Source organism: Klebsiella sp. K5-306, from assembly GCF_051835185.1.
Taxonomy (GTDB): Bacteria; Pseudomonadota; Gammaproteobacteria; order Enterobacterales; family Enterobacteriaceae; genus Klebsiella; species Klebsiella oxytoca.
The window spans coordinates 20,405-36,348 of sequence record NZ_JAIFJY010000029.1 but is presented as its reverse complement, the minus strand read 5'-3'; the positions used below and the strand labels follow the sequence as shown (position 1 = coordinate 36,348).

The 15,944-nt window shown below is 54.2% G+C and carries 10 protein-coding genes and 7 tRNA genes; 4 read left to right on the top strand and 13 right to left on the bottom strand.

Annotation, left to right across the window (positions count from 1 at the left end; all coding sequences use genetic code 11):
- Positions 1-53: 53 nt before the first annotated feature.
- The gene (gene miaB / locus K2184_RS27360) at positions 54-1,478 is read right to left on the bottom strand and encodes a tRNA (N6-isopentenyl adenosine(37)-C2)-methylthiotransferase MiaB (RefSeq protein ID WP_004111391.1); all 1,425 of its coding nucleotides are present in this window, start codon (positions 1,476-1,478) and stop codon (positions 54-56) included.
- Positions 1,479-1,686: 208 nt separating this feature from the next.
- Between miaB and ubiF the strand changes: the two genes are divergently transcribed.
- Positions 1,687-2,862: a 3-demethoxyubiquinol 3-hydroxylase gene (ubiF, locus tag K2184_RS27355; protein ID WP_017146348.1), complete on the top strand. Its 1,176-nt coding sequence runs from the start codon at positions 1,687-1,689 to the stop codon at positions 2,860-2,862.
- A 109-nt stretch (positions 2,863-2,971) separates the two neighbouring features.
- Here the strand turns inward: ubiF and K2184_RS27350 are convergent.
- The 12 genes from K2184_RS27350 to nagB form a co-directional block, all read right to left on the bottom strand.
- A tRNA-Gln gene (locus K2184_RS27350) sits at positions 2,972-3,046 on the bottom strand.
- 94 nt (positions 3,047-3,140) lie between these two features.
- Positions 3,141-3,215 (bottom strand) — tRNA-Gln (locus tag K2184_RS27345).
- Positions 3,216-3,259: 44 nt separating this feature from the next.
- A tRNA-Met gene (locus K2184_RS27340) sits at positions 3,260-3,336 on the bottom strand.
- 21 nt (positions 3,337-3,357) lie between these two features.
- Positions 3,358-3,432, bottom strand: a tRNA-Gln gene (locus K2184_RS27335).
- A gap of 34 nt (positions 3,433-3,466) precedes the next feature.
- Positions 3,467-3,541 (bottom strand) — tRNA-Gln (locus K2184_RS27330).
- Positions 3,542-3,576: 35 nt separating this feature from the next.
- Positions 3,577-3,661, bottom strand: a tRNA-Leu gene (locus K2184_RS27325).
- Positions 3,662-3,669: 8 nt separating this feature from the next.
- Positions 3,670-3,746, bottom strand: a tRNA-Met gene (locus K2184_RS27320).
- Positions 3,747-3,977: 231 nt separating this feature from the next.
- The gene (asnB, locus tag K2184_RS27315; RefSeq protein ID WP_004100213.1) at positions 3,978-5,639 is read right to left on the bottom strand and encodes an asparagine synthase B; all 1,662 of its coding nucleotides are present in this window, start codon (positions 5,637-5,639) and stop codon (positions 3,978-3,980) included.
- Positions 5,640-5,917: 278 nt separating this feature from the next.
- Positions 5,918-6,670, bottom strand: coding sequence for an HAD-IIA family hydrolase (locus tag K2184_RS27310; RefSeq protein WP_004100215.1), 753 nt, complete (start codon positions 6,668-6,670; stop codon positions 5,918-5,920).
- Positions 6,671-6,715: 45 nt separating this feature from the next.
- Positions 6,716-7,936 carry a DNA-binding transcriptional regulator NagC gene (nagC, locus tag K2184_RS27305; RefSeq protein WP_004100216.1) on the bottom strand — a complete coding sequence of 407 codons (1,221 nt, stop codon included), beginning with the start codon at positions 7,934-7,936 and terminating at the stop codon, positions 6,716-6,718.
- A 7-nt stretch (positions 7,937-7,943) separates the two neighbouring features.
- Positions 7,944-9,092, bottom strand: coding sequence for an N-acetylglucosamine-6-phosphate deacetylase (nagA, locus tag K2184_RS27300; protein WP_004100218.1), 1,149 nt, complete (start codon positions 9,090-9,092; stop codon positions 7,944-7,946).
- Positions 9,093-9,152: 60 nt separating this feature from the next.
- A complete protein-coding gene (gene nagB, locus K2184_RS27295) occupies positions 9,153-9,953 on the bottom strand; it encodes a glucosamine-6-phosphate deaminase (protein ID WP_004100220.1) in 801 nt (266 codons plus the stop codon).
- 312 nt (positions 9,954-10,265) lie between these two features.
- On the opposite strand from nagB, the gene nagE reads away from it, so the two are divergent.
- From nagE to chiP, 3 genes are all read left to right on the top strand, one after another.
- Entirely contained in the window at positions 10,266-12,218 is a 1,953-nt protein-coding gene (gene nagE / locus K2184_RS27290) for a PTS N-acetyl glucosamine transporter subunit IIABC (RefSeq protein WP_004100222.1), read from the top strand.
- Between the two features lie 178 nt (positions 12,219-12,396).
- Positions 12,397-14,064: a glutamine--tRNA ligase gene (glnS, locus tag K2184_RS27285; RefSeq protein ID WP_163525206.1), complete on the top strand. Its 1,668-nt coding sequence runs from the start codon at positions 12,397-12,399 to the stop codon at positions 14,062-14,064.
- A gap of 437 nt (positions 14,065-14,501) precedes the next feature.
- Positions 14,502-15,905: a chitoporin ChiP gene (gene chiP, locus K2184_RS27280; protein ID WP_004100225.1), complete on the top strand. Its 1,404-nt coding sequence runs from the start codon at positions 14,502-14,504 to the stop codon at positions 15,903-15,905.
- Positions 15,906-15,944: the final 39 nt, after the last annotated feature.

Below are 15,944 nucleotides of genomic sequence, written 5' to 3'. Positions count from 1 at the left end.
TTGGGTTCAGGAGAGGAAATACAAGGCCTGCCGGAGCGGCAGGCCTGAACGGATTATGGCTGGTAGATGCCGACGCCCAAATCGTTTTCTTTACGGGTACGGGCAATCACCGACTCCGGGGTTTCCGCGATACGCAGACCCATTTCGTCCTCGGTGCGCACTACTTTACCGCGCAGGGAGTTTGTCCAGACGTCGGTGATCTCGACATCAACAAACTTACCGATCATCTCAGGCGAGCCTTCGAAGTTCACCACGCGGTTATTCTCGGTGCGGCCAGACAGCTCCATGATGCTCTTGCGTGAGGTACCTTCCACCAGAATGCGCTGCACGGTGCCGAGCATACGGCGGCTCCAGGCCATCGCCTGCTGGTTGATGCGCTCCTGCAGAATATACAGACGCTGCTTCTTATCCTCTTCCGGTACATCGTCGACCATATCGGCCGCCGGCGTTCCCGGACGCGCGGAGAAGATGAAGCTGTAGCTCATGTCGAAATTCACATCGGCAATCAGCTTCATGGTCTGCTCGAAATCCTGGGTGGTTTCGCCAGGGAAGCCGACGATGAAGTCGGAGCTGATCTGAATATCCGGACGCGCCGCGCGCAGTTTACGGATAATCGCTTTATATTCCAGCGCCGTATGGGTTCTGCCCATCAGGTTCAGCACGCGGTCGGAACCGCTCTGTACCGGCAGGTGCAGGAAGCTGACCAGCTCCGGCGTATCGCGGTAAACCTCGATGATATCGTCGGTGAACTCGATGGGGTGGCTGGTGGTAAAGCGGATCCGGTCGATACCGTCGATCGCCGCAACCAGACGCAGGAGATCGGCAAAGCTACCGGTGGTGCCGTCGTAGTTTTCCCCGCGCCAGGCGTTCACGTTCTGCCCGAGCAGGTTGACTTCACGTACGCCCTGAGCCGCAAGCTGGGCGATTTCAAACAGTATATCGTCGCTTGGGCGGCTCACTTCCTCACCGCGGGTGTAAGGCACCACGCAGTAGGTGCAGTACTTATTGCAGCCTTCCATGATGGAAACAAAGGCGCTTGGGCCTTCGGCGCGCGGTTCCGGCAGGCGGTCGAACTTTTCGATTTCCGGGAAGCTGATATCGACGACCGGGCTGCGGTTGCCTCGTACCGAGTTGATCATTTCCGGCAGACGGTGCAGGGTCTGCGGCCCAAAAATAATATCGACATAGTGGGCGCGCTGGCGAATATGATCGCCTTCCTGAGAAGCCACGCAGCCGCCAACGCCAATGATCAGGTTGGGGTTCTTCTCTTTTAACAGCTTCCAGCGTCCTAGCTGATGGAAAACTTTTTCCTGAGCCTTCTCACGGATTGAGCAGGTATTGAGCAGCAGCACATCCGCTTCTTCCGCCACTTCGGTGAGTTGATACCCGTGGGTGGCATCCAGCAGATCGGCCATCTTTGATGAATCGTATTCGTTCATCTGACAGCCCCAGGTTTTAATATGGAGTTTTTTTGTCATCGACTTGCTCATGCTTAATTAGGTATACCCAAAGTCAGCGTCTTCACCGGATGTTGCTCTGCAATGTGAAGGGTGACGGATATAAAGCCAGGATTGCAGGGCGCGTATTGTAATGCTTTGACCGCGCCCTGACCAGTACGACCGTAATCACCGCAAGCCGAATAAAAATCCGGTAAACTGAGGAGATTCGGGTTTAAGGATAATAGCCATGACAATTCATGCAACAGATGTCGTTATCGTTGGCGGCGGGATGGTCGGCGGCGCCCTGGCGCTAGGCCTGGCGCAGCAGGGCTTTACGGTGACGGTCATTGAAAAAAACGCGCCGCCGGCTTTTGACGCTTCTTCCACGCCTGACGTGCGTATTTCGGCGATCGGCGCCTCATCGGTAGGGCTGCTGAGAGGCCTGGGGGTCTGGGATAGCGTGCGGTCCATGCGCGCCCATGCCTATCGCCAGCTCGAGACCTGGGAGTGGGAAAGCGCGCATGTGGTGTTTAACGCCGCGGAGCTGAAGCTGCCGGAACTGGGCTATATGGTAGAGAATAACGTCCTGCAGCGTGCCCTATGGCAGGCGCTGGAGACCCACGAGAACATCACCCTGCGGGTGGGCACATCGCTTCAGGAGATGCGTCGCGCAGAGACGCACGCTTCGGTCACGCTGACCGATGGCAGCCAGCTTGATGCGCGGCTGTTGGTGGGCGCGGACGGCGCCAGTTCACAGGTGCGGCAGCTAGCAGGAATCGGTATCCATGCCTGGCAGTACCAACAATCCTGTATGTTGATCAGCGTGCAGTGCGCGGAGGATCCCGGCGATAGTACCTGGCAGCAGTTTACCCCTGCGGGGCCACGGGCGTTTTTACCGCTGTTCGATCATTGGGCTTCGCTGGTGTGGTACGACACGCCGGCGAGGATTCGCCAGCTGCAGGGCATGAGCATGGCTCAGCTACAGCAGGAAATTAATCACCACTTCCCGGCGCGGCTGGGAGAGATGACGCCGCTAAGCGCGGGCGCGTTTCCGCTGACCCGTCGCCATGCATTGCAGTATGTCAAACCTGGGCTGGCGCTGGTGGGCGATGCTGCGCACACCATTCATCCGCTGGCGGGGCAGGGGGTCAATCTGGGCTATCGCGATGTCGATGCGCTGCTGGATGTCCTGGCCAGGGCAAAAGCCCACGGCGAAGAGTGGGCCAGCCTACCGGTGCTCAAGCGCTACCAGACGCGCCGTCAGGCGGACAACTTTATTATGCAGTCGGGGATGGATCTGTTTTACGCCGGATTTAGCAACGATTTGCCACCGGTGCGGATACTGAGAAATATTGGGCTGATGGCGGCCGAGCGCGCTGGCGGACTGAAGCGTCAGGCGTTGAAATACGCGTTGGGGTTGTAACGTTGAGCGGCCCGGCTGCCGTAGATGCGGCCGGGTCGGGAAGTTCCGCCGGTATCGCCGAAATACCAGAACGCAAAAAGCTCGCCGAAGCGAGCTTTTTGCTATTTATTGGCTGGGGTACGAGGATTCGAACCTCGGAATGCCGGAATCAGAATCCGGTGCCTTACCGCTTGGCGATACCCCAATTTTATTTTGGCTATCTTGTGCTGAAGTCAGACTTAATCACAGCCTGGAGAGACTTCAACAAGCGCTCCTCTGAAGCGAGCGTCTTTTGAAATTGGCTGGGGTACGAGGATTCGAACCTCGGAATGCCGGAATCAGAATCCGGTGCCTTACCGCTTGGCGATACCCCAATTTCTTTCTGGATTTATCGAACTGAATCAATAATTCCTTGATATGGTGGCTACGACGGGATTCGAACCTGTGACCCCATCATTATGAGTGATGTGCTCTAACCAGCTGAGCTACGTAGCCAGATACGTATTCTATTTTCGATGGCTGGGGTACCTGGATTCGAACCAGGGAATGCCGGTATCAAAAACCGGTGCCTTACCGCTTGGCGATACCCCAATACCGTCGCGGTGAACCGCAAACATCGAAAATATGGCTGGGGTACCTGGATTCGAACCAGGGAATGCCGGTATCAAAAACCGGTGCCTTACCGCTTGGCGATACCCCAACAAAAAACTTTTACTTACAACGCGAACGAGTAAATGGTGCGGGAGGCGAGACTTGAACTCGCACACCTTGCGGCGCCAGAACCTAAATCTGGTGCGTCTACCAATTTCGCCACTCCCGCAAAAAAGATGGTGGCTACGACGGGATTCGAACCTGTGACCCCATCATTATGAGTGATGTGCTCTAACCAGCTGAGCTACGTAGCCATCTTTTTTTTCGCGTTACCTTATCGGCGTTGCGGGGCGCATTATGCGTATTGAGCTTTGAAGCGTCAACCTCTTTTTCATTGAAAATGGGCTGAAAGTAACTGTTTGGTTAGGTTGCGAACAGCGTGGCGCAATAATCGGCAATTATTGGTTATTTATCGTTTTTAGCGGCTTAAATAAGGCTCAAAGTAAAAACGGACTCCGAAGAGTCCGTTTGGCAAAAAACGAGGCTTAGTAGGCCGACTGGTGTACGCCCACCGCGCGTCCGGACGGATCGTTCATTTTTTTGAAAGATTCATCCCACTCGATCGCTTTTGCGGAGGAGCAGGCGACGGACGGGCCGCCAGGCACGCATTCTGCGGCGCTCGGTACCGGGAAGAGCTCTTCAAAGATCTCACGATACAGATAGGCTTCTTTCGACGATGGCGTGTTGTACGGGAAGCGGAAGCTGGCCGTTTCCAACTGCTGATCGGAAATTTGTTCAGCGGCCACCTCTTTTAAGGTGTCGATCCAGCTGTAACCGACGCCGTCAGAGAACTGCTCTTTCTGCCGCCAGGCGACGCTTGCTGGCAGATAAGATTCAAAACATTCGCGCAGAATATGTTTTTCCATTTTACCGTTGCCGCACATTTTATCCTGCGGGTTGATACGCATTGCCACATCAAGGAACTTCTTATCGAGGAACGGCACGCGGGCTTCAACGCCCCAGGCGGACATCGCCTTGTTCGCACGGGCGCAGTCGAACATGTGCAGCGCCTGCAGTTTGCGTACGGTCTCTTCGTGCAGCTCTTTGGCGTTTGGCGCTTTATGGAAATAGAGATAGCCGCCGAACACTTCATCAGAACCCTCGCCGGAGAGCACCATTTTGATGCCCATCGCTTTGATTTTACGCGACATCAGATACATCGGCGTCGAAGCGCGGATGGTGGTGACATCGTAAGTTTCAATGTGATAGATAACATCGCGAATCGCGTCCAGCCCTTCCTGGACCGTAAAGTGGATCTCGTGATGCACGGTACCCAGATGGTTAGCCACTTCCTGCGCGGCTTTCAGATCGGGGGCGCCTTCCAGCCCAACGGCGAAAGAGTGCAGCTGCGGCCACCAGGCTTCGGATTTTTCCTGATCCTCGACGCGGCGGGCGGCAAATTTCTTGGTGATAGCGGAAATTACCGATGAGTCCAGGCCGCCGGAGAGCAGTACGCCGTACGGAACATCGGACATCAGGTGGCTTTTCACCGACTCTTCCAGCGCCTGACGCAGTTCGTTTTTGTCCGTGACGTTGTCTTTCACCGCGTCATAGTCGAACCAGTCGCGCTGATAGTACTGGCGAATTTCGCCATCTTTGCTCCACAGGTAGCTGCCTGCCGGGAACTCTTTAATCGTGCGGCAGACCGGTACCAGCGCTTTCATTTCCGAAGCGACGTAGAAGTTGCCGTGTTCGTCGTGGCCCATATACAGCGGGATAATCCCGATGTGGTCGCGACCAATCAGGTACGCGTCTTTTTCACTGTCGTAGAGCGCGAAAGCAAACATTCCCTGCAGATCGTCGAGGAAGTCCGGACCTTTTTCCTGATACAGCGCGAGGATGACTTCGCAGTCGGAACCGGTCTGGAAGGCATAGCGATCGCCGTATTCCGCGCGCAGCGCCTGGTGGTTGTAGATTTCCCCGTTGACGGCGAGCGCGTGCGTTTTTGCGGCATTATACAGCGGCTGTGCGCCGGCGTTCACGTCAACGATTGACAGGCGTTCATGCGCCAGAATGGCTTTATCGCAGGCATAGACGCCGGACCAGTCCGGACCGCGGTGGCGCATCAGGCGGGAGAGTTCCAGTGCCTTTTTACGCAGCTCGCCTGCGTCAGTTTTAATATCCAGTACGCCAAAAATCGAACACATAGCCTTCTCCGTTACCCTGTCTTATTTGATGTTGTGCAGGCTTCGTCTCGTTGCGAAGCCCTGGTGCGTGCTTAAGAAAATGCCGCAAAGGGGCGGAGGGCGCAAGGGTTTTACGGCTGGAAAAGGAAATAATGCAATGACGATTGCTGAATAGTGAAAAAAGAGCATGTTTTAAGCGCTTTCATTGAATGATATTTAATAATGAGGCTTTTTTATTAGATGAAGGGCTTTTTTGGGGCTTTAAAAGAGAAAAACCACGTCATGAGACGTGGTTTTATTCAGAAAATATCAATTTCCGCAACGGAAGGGTAAATCCATGAGGGGCGGAACGGCATGCTGTCGATATCATCGAGCGTGGCAACGCCCGAAAGCACCAGGATAGTTTCCAGACCGGCCTGGAAGCCCGCCAGAATATCCGTGCGCAGATTATCGCCGACGATAACCGTTTGTTCCGAATGCGCCTGCATTTTATTCAGCGCGGAGCGGATGATCCACGGGCTTGGTTTACCGACATAGAACGGCTTACGCCCGGAGATTTTCTCGATGCCGGCGCACAGCGCGCCGCAGGCCGGATAGTAGCCGCGGCCGTGCGTATCCGGGTTAGTGGCGATAAAGCGCGCGCCGTTGGCGACAAAAAAAGCCGCTTTATGCATCATCTCCCAGTTAAAGGATCGGGTCTCACCGACGATAACGAAATCAGGATTGACGTCAGTGATGGTAAAGCCGGCTTTGTACAGTTCGTGAATCAGCGCGCCTTCGCCGACCACATAGGCTTTTTTACCTTCCTGACGGCGCAGAAAATCCGCCGTGGCCATCGCTGAGGTATAAAAGGCGGTATCAGGGACATCAATTCCGGCGGTCGCAAAGCGGTTCGCCAGGTCCTGGCCAGTCTGCGAAGGGTAGTTAGTCAGCATCACCAGCGGCATCTCTTTTTCGAGAATGCGCTTGATGAATTCGGCGGCGCCCGGTACGGCCACATTGTCGTGCATCAGCACGCCGTCAATATCACAAATTACGTTTTGAATGGTCATGGACTGTCCGACATCGTTAAAGAAAGGCGAAACTATAAAGCGGCTTTAGCTTTCCAGCAAACGCTGGAGCAGGATCCCGTTAAGCATCGCGCGCTTGACCAGAGCAAAAGCGCCGATGGCAGAACGATGATCGAGCGTAGAACGGACCACCGGCAGATTTTTACGGAATGCCTTCAGCGCCTGGGTGTTAATGCAGCCTTCAATAGCCGGCAACAGCACTTTTTCCGCTTCGACGATCTCACCGGCAATCACCACTTTTTGCGGATTAAACAGGTTAATGGCGATGGCGATAGTTTTACCCAGATGACGGCCAACGTGCTCGATCACCTCGCAGGCCAGCGCATCGCCTTTATTCGCGGCTTTACAGATTGTTTTGATCGTACAGTCATCGAGGGAGATTTTGCTCTGATAACCCTGTTCCAGCAGATGACGAACGCGATGTTCAATTGCCGCGTTGGCGGCGACGGTCTCCAGACAACCGAAGTTACCGCAGTGGCAGCGCTCGCCTAAGGGGTCGACCTGAATATGGCCGATTTCGCCGACGTTACCGTTACGGCCAATAAAAATCCGCCCGTTGGAGATGATCCCCGCGCCGGTTCCGCGGTGTACGCGCACCAGAATGGAGTCTTCGCAGTCGTGGCTCGCACCGAAGTAGTGCTCCGCCAGCGCGAGGCTACGGATATCGTGACCGACAAAACAGGTGACCTTAAACTTTTTTTCCAGCGCTTCGACCAGACCCCAGTTTTCAACCTGGATGTGCGGCATGTAGCGAATGACGCCGCTTTCCGGATCGACCAGTCCCGGCAGGATCACCGAGATGGCGATCAGTTCGCGGATTTTACGCTGGCAGCGCTCCATAAAGGCGGCAATGATATTTAGCAGCGCGTGTTCCAGGGTTTCCTGGGTTCTTTCCGGCAGCGGGTAGTGCTCTTCTTCAAGCGTTTTGCTGCTCAAATCATAGAGCGTCAGGGTGGCGTCATAGCGGCCCAGGCGTACACCGATGGCGTGGAAGCTGCGGGTTTCCGCAACGATGGAGATAGCGCGGCGGCCCCCGGTGGAGGCCTGCTGATCGACTTCTTTGATCAGCCCGCGTTCAATAAGCTGACGCGTAATTTTCGTTACGCTGGCAGGGGCAAGCTGGCTTTGTTCCGCAATCTGGATACGCGAGATGGGGCCGTGCTGATCGATGAGCCGATAAACGGCCGCGCTGTTCAGCTGTTTTACGAGATCGACGTTACCAATTTGAGCCTGTCCGCCTGCTGTCATACTTTACTTACTCAGTGACGACCTCGTTACCATTAACGATGGTCTTGGTGATTTTATAGTCGCGGGTAAATGCGGTCAGGTTAGCGACCATCCCCGGGGCAATGCAGCCCAACTGTTTGTCTACGCCAATCGCACGGGAAGGGTAGAGCGTTGCCATACGTAACGCTTCGTCCAGCGCGATGCCGCAATGCTCAACGAGGTTACGCACCCCTTCAATCATGGTCAATGAAGACCCGCTGAGGGTACCGTTCTCATCTACGCACAGGCCGTTCCGGTAGTATATTGTTTTACCAGCAAAAATGAACTGCTCAATATTGGCGCCTGCCGGAGCCGTTGCATCAGTAACGAGACACAGCTTATCGCCTTTCAGGCGTTTAGCGAGGCGAACGTTAGCGTAATCGACGTGCATACCATCGACGATAATACCGCAGTAGACATCCGGCTCGTCGAAAATCGCGCCGGCGAGACCCGGTTCGCGGCCGGTGATATACGGCATGGCGTTAAACAGATGGGTAGCGAAAGTGATGCCGGAGCGGAAGCCGACTTTTGCCTCTTTGAGCGTCGCGTTGGAGTGACCGGCGGAAACGATGATGCCTGCCGCGACCAGTTTACGGATAACTTCTGGTTCCACGCGTTCCGGCGCCAGGGTGATTTTGGTGATGACATCCGCGTTTTGACACAGGAAATCGACCAGCGCGGCATCCGGCTTACGTACGTAGTCCGGATTGTGGGTGCCTTTTTTAACAATATTCAGCCACGGGCCTTCAAGATGCAGACCCAGGGCCTGGTGAGGATGTTTTTGCAGGTATTCACGCATCACGCGCACGCCCTGTTTCATCAGATCATCGCTGGCGGTAATCAGGGTGGGCAAATAGCTGGTGCAGCCGGAGCGTTCATTGGCTTTCTGCATAATTTCCAGCGTTTCAACGGTCACCGCGTCCGCCGTGTCGTTAAACTGCACGCCGCCGCAGCCGTTAAGCTGGACGTCGATAAAACCGGGGGCAAGGATTGCACCATCAACCGAGCGCTGTTCGATACCGGTTGGCAGCTCTGTTTGAGGACAGATACGTTCGATAAGGCCATTGGCGATAACAATCGCATGGTCATCCAGAATTTCATGACCGGTATAAATCCGGCCTTGGGTTAATGCATACATTACGACCCCCGGTTATCAAAAATGATTGTCCCGCGGGGGCAGCCGCGGGACGAGACTACATTACAGACCTTTGATGTTTTCAGCTTCTAATTCGTTGAAATATTTCAGGGTCTTAACTTTTAGTTCCATGGTGGACGGCTCATCGCAGACCACAACGGCTTTCGGATGCAGCTGCAGACAGGTAATAGTCCACATATGGTTAACGTTGCCTTCAACCGCCGCCTGCAGCGCCAGCGCTTTCTGATGGCCCAGCACCAGAATCATCACTTCTTCCGCGTCCAGCAGGGTCCCCACGCCAACGGTCAGCGCGTACTTCGGCACCTGATCAACGTCGCCGTCGAAGAAGCGGGAGTTCGCTACGCGAGTATCGTGGGTCAGGGTTTTAATACGCGTGCGTGAAGCCAGAGAAGAGGCTGGTTCGTTAAAAGCGATGTGGCCATCGTTACCCACGCCGCCCATAAACAGGTGGATTTTACCGTAAGAACGAATTTTTTCTTCATAACGACGGCATTCTGCATCAATATCCGGCGCGTTACCATTCAGCAGATTAATATTTTCCGCCGGGATATCAACGTGATCAAAGAAGTTGCGGTGCATAAAGCTATGATAGCTTTCCGGGTGATCTTTCGGCAGACCAACGTACTCATCCATGTTGAAGGTCACAACATGCTTAAAACTAACCTGGCCTGCTTTGTGCATCTCAACCAGCGCTTTGTAAGCGGTCAGAGGCGTACCGCCGGTAGGCAGACCGAGGACAAACGGACGGTCTGCAGTCGGTTTGAACGCGTTGATGCGGTTAACGATATGCCGGGCAGCCCATTTACCGACTTGTTCAGCAGTTACCAGGGGGATCAGTCTCATTGTTCACCTCAATAGTTAAATTAGAACCTGGCGGATTGGCGCCAGCATACTAGTAAGAGTATTGCAGTTACTGCGCCGACCGGGGTCAATCCGTGTTGATTTTTTGAATGATAAAATAAGTTTTCGTTGTTAGCCAGTCAAAGGCGGAGGTGAATACGATATTTGGTGACTATTGTCACAAAAAATAGCCATTTAATTTGCGAGACGAATTAATTTTTCAGACACTTTGCAGGTAAGTTAAAAATTTAACCAGGTTACACAATAATAAAGTGGCTTTAATGAGCCTCAACGGGGTCTCATAGGGGGAATAAGATGAATATTTTAGGTTTTTTCCAGCGACTCGGTAGGGCGTTACAGCTCCCTATCGCAGTGCTGCCGGTCGCGGCGCTGCTGCTGCGATTCGGGCAACCCGATCTGCTTAACATTTCGTTTATCGCGCAGGCGGGCGGGGCAATCTTTGATAACCTGGCGCTGATTTTCGCTATCGGTGTTGCATCCAGCTGGTCAAAAGACAGCGCCGGTGCCGCAGCGCTGGCGGGGGCTGTAGGTTACTTCGTATTGACTAAAGCGATGGTCACCATCAACCCGGCCATCAACATGGGCGTCCTGGCAGGTATCATTACCGGTCTGGTCGGCGGCGCCGTGTATAACCGCTGGTCGGGCATCAAACTGCCTGACTTCCTGAGCTTCTTCGGCGGCAAACGCTTTGTGCCGATCGCAACCGGCTTCTTCTGTCTGGTACTGGCAGCCATCTTCGGCTACGTCTGGCCGCCGGTGCAGAACGCCATCCATGCTGGTGGTGAATGGATTGTCGGCGCGGGCGCGCTCGGCTCCGGTATCTTTGGTTTCATCAACCGTCTGCTGATCCCGACGGGTCTGCACCAGGTGCTGAACACCATCGCCTGGTTCCAGATTGGTGAGTTTACTAACGCTGCTGGCGCGGTATTCCACGGTGATATCAACCGCTTCTATGCCGGTGACGGCACCGCGGGGATGTTCATGTCCGGCTTCTTCCCGATCATGATGTTCGGTCTGCCGGGCGCGGCGCTGGCGATGTACTTCGCGGCGCCTAAAGAGCGTCGTCCTATGGTCGGCGGTATGCTGCTGTCGGTTGCCATCACCGCATTCCTGACCGGTGTGACTGAGCCGCTGGAATTCCTGTTCATGTTCCTGGCGCCGCTGCTGTATCTCCTGCACGCTATCCTGACCGGCATCAGCCTGTTCGTTGCGACGGCGCTGGGTATCCATGCGGGCTTCTCTTTCTCTGCAGGCGCTATCGACTATGTTCTGATGTACAGCCTGCCGGCAGCCAGCAAGAACGTCTGGATGCTGATTGTGATGGGTGTTGTCTTCTTCGTTATCTACTTCCTGCTGTTCAGCGCGGTAATCCGCATGTTCAATCTGAAAACGCCGGGTCGTGAAGATAAAGTGGATGATGTGGTCACTGAAGAAGCCAACAGCAATACCGAAGAGGGCTTAACCCAGCTGGCGACCAACTACATTGCGGCGGTTGGCGGTACTGATAACCTGAAAGCGATCGATGCCTGCATTACCCGCCTGCGCCTGACCGTTGCGGACTCCGCGCTGGTAAACGATGCGGCCTGTAAGCGTCTCGGTGCTTCCGGTGTGGTTAAACTGAACAAGCAGACCATCCAGGTTATCGTCGGTGCGAAAGCCGAATCCGTCGGTGATGAAATGAAGAAAGTGGTTGCCCGCGGCCCGGTTGCCGCAGCAGCAGCGACTTCAAACAGCGCGCCCGCAGCCGCTCCGGCCGCTAAACCGCAGGCCGTCGCTAACGCGAAAACCGTCGAAGCGCTGGTTTCGCCGATTACTGGCGACATTGTGGCCCTGGAGCAGGTGCCGGATGAAGCCTTCGCCAGCAAAGCTGTCGGCGACGGCGTGGCGGTGAAACCGACCGATAAGATTGTTGTTGCGCCGGCAGCGGGCACCGTAGTGAAGATTTTCAACACTAACCATGCTTTCTGTCTGGAGACGGAAAACGGCGCGGAAATCGTCGTCCATATGGGTATCGATACCGTTGCGCTTAACGGCCAGGGCTTTAAACGCCTGGTGGAAGAGGGCGCGGAAGTGAAAGCGGGTCAGCCGATTCTGGAACTGGATCTTGAGTTCCTGAACGCTAACGCACGTTCGATGATTAGCCCGGTCGTATGCAGCAACAGCGACGACTACAGCGCGCTGGTTATCCAGGCAACCGGCAAGGTTGTAGCGGGCCAGACGCCGTTGTACGAAATTAAAGGCAAATAAGACTCCTGAGTGGCGTTTATGCCTCGGCGGCGCAGCGAAACCTGCGCCGCTTTTTTTTACCGCAAACAACCCCATAATCTCCTTCTGATACGTATTTTGCGTAACTAATAGTTGTCTCTACGCCCTGCTTGTAAGATCATGTGCCGTTATACGTTGTTTACGCTTTGAGGAACCCACGATGAGTGAGGCAGAAGCCCGCCCGACTAACTTTATTCGTCAGATCATTGATGAAGATCTGGCTACTGGTAAGCACACCACCGTTCATACCCGTTTTCCACCGGAACCGAACGGCTATCTGCACATTGGCCACGCAAAATCCATTTGCCTGAACTTTGGTATCGCTCAGGATTACCAGGGCCAATGCAACCTGCGTTTCGATGACACCAACCCGGTGAAAGAAGATATCGAATACGTTGAGTCGATTAAAAACGACGTGCAGTGGTTAGGTTTCCACTGGTCCGGGGATGTTTGCTACTCGTCTGATTATTTCGATCAGCTGCACCAGTATGCGGTTGAATTAATCAATAAAGGCCTGGCCTACGTTGATGAACTGTCAGCAGATGAGATCCGTGAGTACCGCGGCACCCTGAAAGAGCCGGGTAAAAATAGCCCGTATCGCGATCGCAGCGTGGAAGAGAACCTGGCGCTGTTTGAAAAAATGCGTAGCGGTGGATTTGCCGAGGGTAAAGCCTGCCTGCGCGCGAAAATCGATATGGCTTCGCCGTTTATCGTGATGCGCGATCCGGTACTGTACCGTATTAAGTTTGCCGATCACCATCAGACCGGAAGCAAGTGGTGCATCTACCCGATGTACGACTTTACCCACTGCATCAGCGATGCGCTGGAAGGAATTACCCACTCTCTGTGTACTCTCGAGTTTCAGGATAACCGCCGCCTGTACGATTGGGTGCTGGATAACATCAGCATTCCCGTGCATCCGCGTCAGTATGAATTCTCGCGCCTCAACCTTGAATACACCGTGATGTCCAAGCGTAAGTTGAATCAGCTGGTGACGGAAAAACACGTCGAAGGCTGGGATGACCCGCGTATGCCGACCATTTCCGGCCTGCGCCGTCGCGGCTATACCGCAGAGTCTATCCGTGAGTTCTGCAAACGCATCGGCGTGACCAAGCAGGACAACACTATCGAAATCGCTGCCCTGGAATCCTGCATCCGCGAAGATTTGAACGAAAATGCCCCGCGTGCCATGGCCGTTATCGACCCGGTTAAGCTGGTGATCGAAAACTATCCGCAGGGCGGCAGCGAAATCGTCACTATGCCGAATCATCCCAATAAACCGGAGATGGGTAGCCGCGAGGTGCCGTTCAGCGGCGAAATCTGGATCGATCGCGCCGACTTCCGCGAGGAAGCGAACAAGCAGTACAAGCGTCTGGTGCTGGGCAAAGAAGTTCGCCTGCGCAATGCTTACGTCATCAAAGCGGAGCGCGTGGAGAAAGATGCGGAAGGCAATATCACCACGATTTTCTGTACCTATGATGCCGACACCCTGAGCAAAGATCCGGCCGACGGCCGCAAGGTGAAGGGCGTGATTCACTGGGTGAGCGCGGCGCACGCGCTGCCGGTCGAAATCCGTCTGTACGATCGCCTGTTCAGCGTACCGAACCCGGGCGCGGCGGAGGATTTCCTCACGGTGATGAACCCGGAATCGCTGGTTATCAAACAGGGTTTTGCCGAGCCAAGCCTGGTGCAGGCGCAGCCGGAAAAAGCGTATCAGTTCGAGCGCGAAGGGTATTTCTGCCTGGATAGCCGCTATGCAACCGCAACCAATCTGGTGTTTAACCGCACCGTCGGTCTGCGCGATACATGGGCAAAAGCCGGCGCGTAATTCTCCGCCGCGAAGGACAACGCCGCTTACAGCGGCGTTTTTTTTATTCAGAATCAGAGAATTAAAATCTCATATTTTCGCGATGCGAATTAATCTTGTTTACAGATTGTAATAAACGCGATTTTTAACCCTTTCTCTTTATCCCCTGGAAATATGTAATCGCTTCCATTTCTCTTAATTTTGTCAGTTTTTGCAAGCACTTCCCCCGCTAAATGTGTGACTTCTAAGACTGAAACAAAAAGACATAAATTATGTGCGCTTTGTCATAATCTTCATCTTTGGTCGGCGAAAGAGATTGATAATTCGCGTCACGAAAAATAGTCTATAGCCAGTGGTTATGCGAATTTTTACCGCACCACTTTTAAAGTATTTTTATTTTATTTTTTTGCGTGTTGCCCTGGTAACCGCACTTTTAAAACGTCAAAGAGGATATGCATATGCGTACGTTTAGTGGCAAACGTAGTACGCTGGCGCTGGCTATTGCCGGTGTCACAGCCCTGTCAGGATTTGCAATGGTGCCGGATGCAAAAGCAGAAGGGTTCATTGATGATTCAACATTAACCGGCGGCATCTATTACTGGCAACGTGAACGCGACCGTAAAGATGTCACCGACGGCGACAAATATAAAACTAACCTGTCGCACTCTACCTGGAACGCCAACCTCGACTTCCAGTCCGGCTACGCCGCCGATATGTTCGGCATTGACGTTGCTGCCTTTACCGCCATCGAAATGGGCGAAAGCAGCGAGAGCGGTCACCCGAACGAAATCGCTTTCTCCTCGCGCAATAAAACCTACGACGAAGACTATTCCGGCGATAAGAGCGGGATCAGCCTGTATAAAGCTGCCGCAAAATTTAAATTTGGTCCGGCGTGGGCGCGCGCGGGCTATATTCAGCCAACCGGCCAAACGCTGCTGGCTCCGCACTGGAGCTTTATGCCCGGCACCTATCAGGGCGCGGAAGCCGGCGCTAATTTTGACTATGGCGACGCGGGCGCGCTGAGTTTCTCCTATATGTGGACGAACGAGTATAAAGCGCCGTGGCATATTGAAATGGATGAGTTCTACCAGAACGATAAGAAAACCAAGGTGGATTACCTTCACTCTCTCGGCGCCAAATATGATTTTAAAAACGACCTGGTGCTGGAAGCGGCATTTGGTCAGGCTCAGGGTTACATCGACCAGTATTTTGCCAAAGCCAGCTATAAATTTGATGTTGCAGGCACGCCGTTAACCACCAGCTATCAGTTCTACGGCACCCGCGATAAAGTCAGCAACGGCGGGGCTAACGATATTTATGACGGCACCGCGTGGCTGCAGGCATTGACCTTTGGCTATAAGGTGGCCGACGTGCTGGACCTGCGTCTGGAAGGAACCTGGGTTAAAGCTGACGGCCAGCAGGGCTACTTCCTGCAGCGTATGACGCCAACCTACGCCTCTTCTAACGGTCGTCTGGATATCTGGTGGGATAACCGCTCGGACTTCAACGCCAACGGTGAAAAAGCGGTGTTCTTCGGCGCGATGTATGACATGAAGAACTGGAACATGCCGGGCTGGGCCTTTGGCGCATCTTATGTCTATGCCTGGGATGCGAAGCCGGGCAGAATGTCCTCGCCTGATGCCTACTACAACCCGGATAAACGCCTGGAAGAGTCCGCCTATAGCCTGGACGCCATGTATACCGTTCAGGAAGGGCGCGCGAAGGGCACGCTGTTCAAACTCCACTTTACGCAATACGACAACCACTCCGATATCCCGAGCTGGAGCGGCGGTTACGGTAACATCTTCCAGGATGAGCGCGACGTGAAGTTCATGGTTATCGCACCGTTCACCATTTTCTGATGCCTGAGCGGCGGGCGTGAGCCTGCCGCAATATCCCGA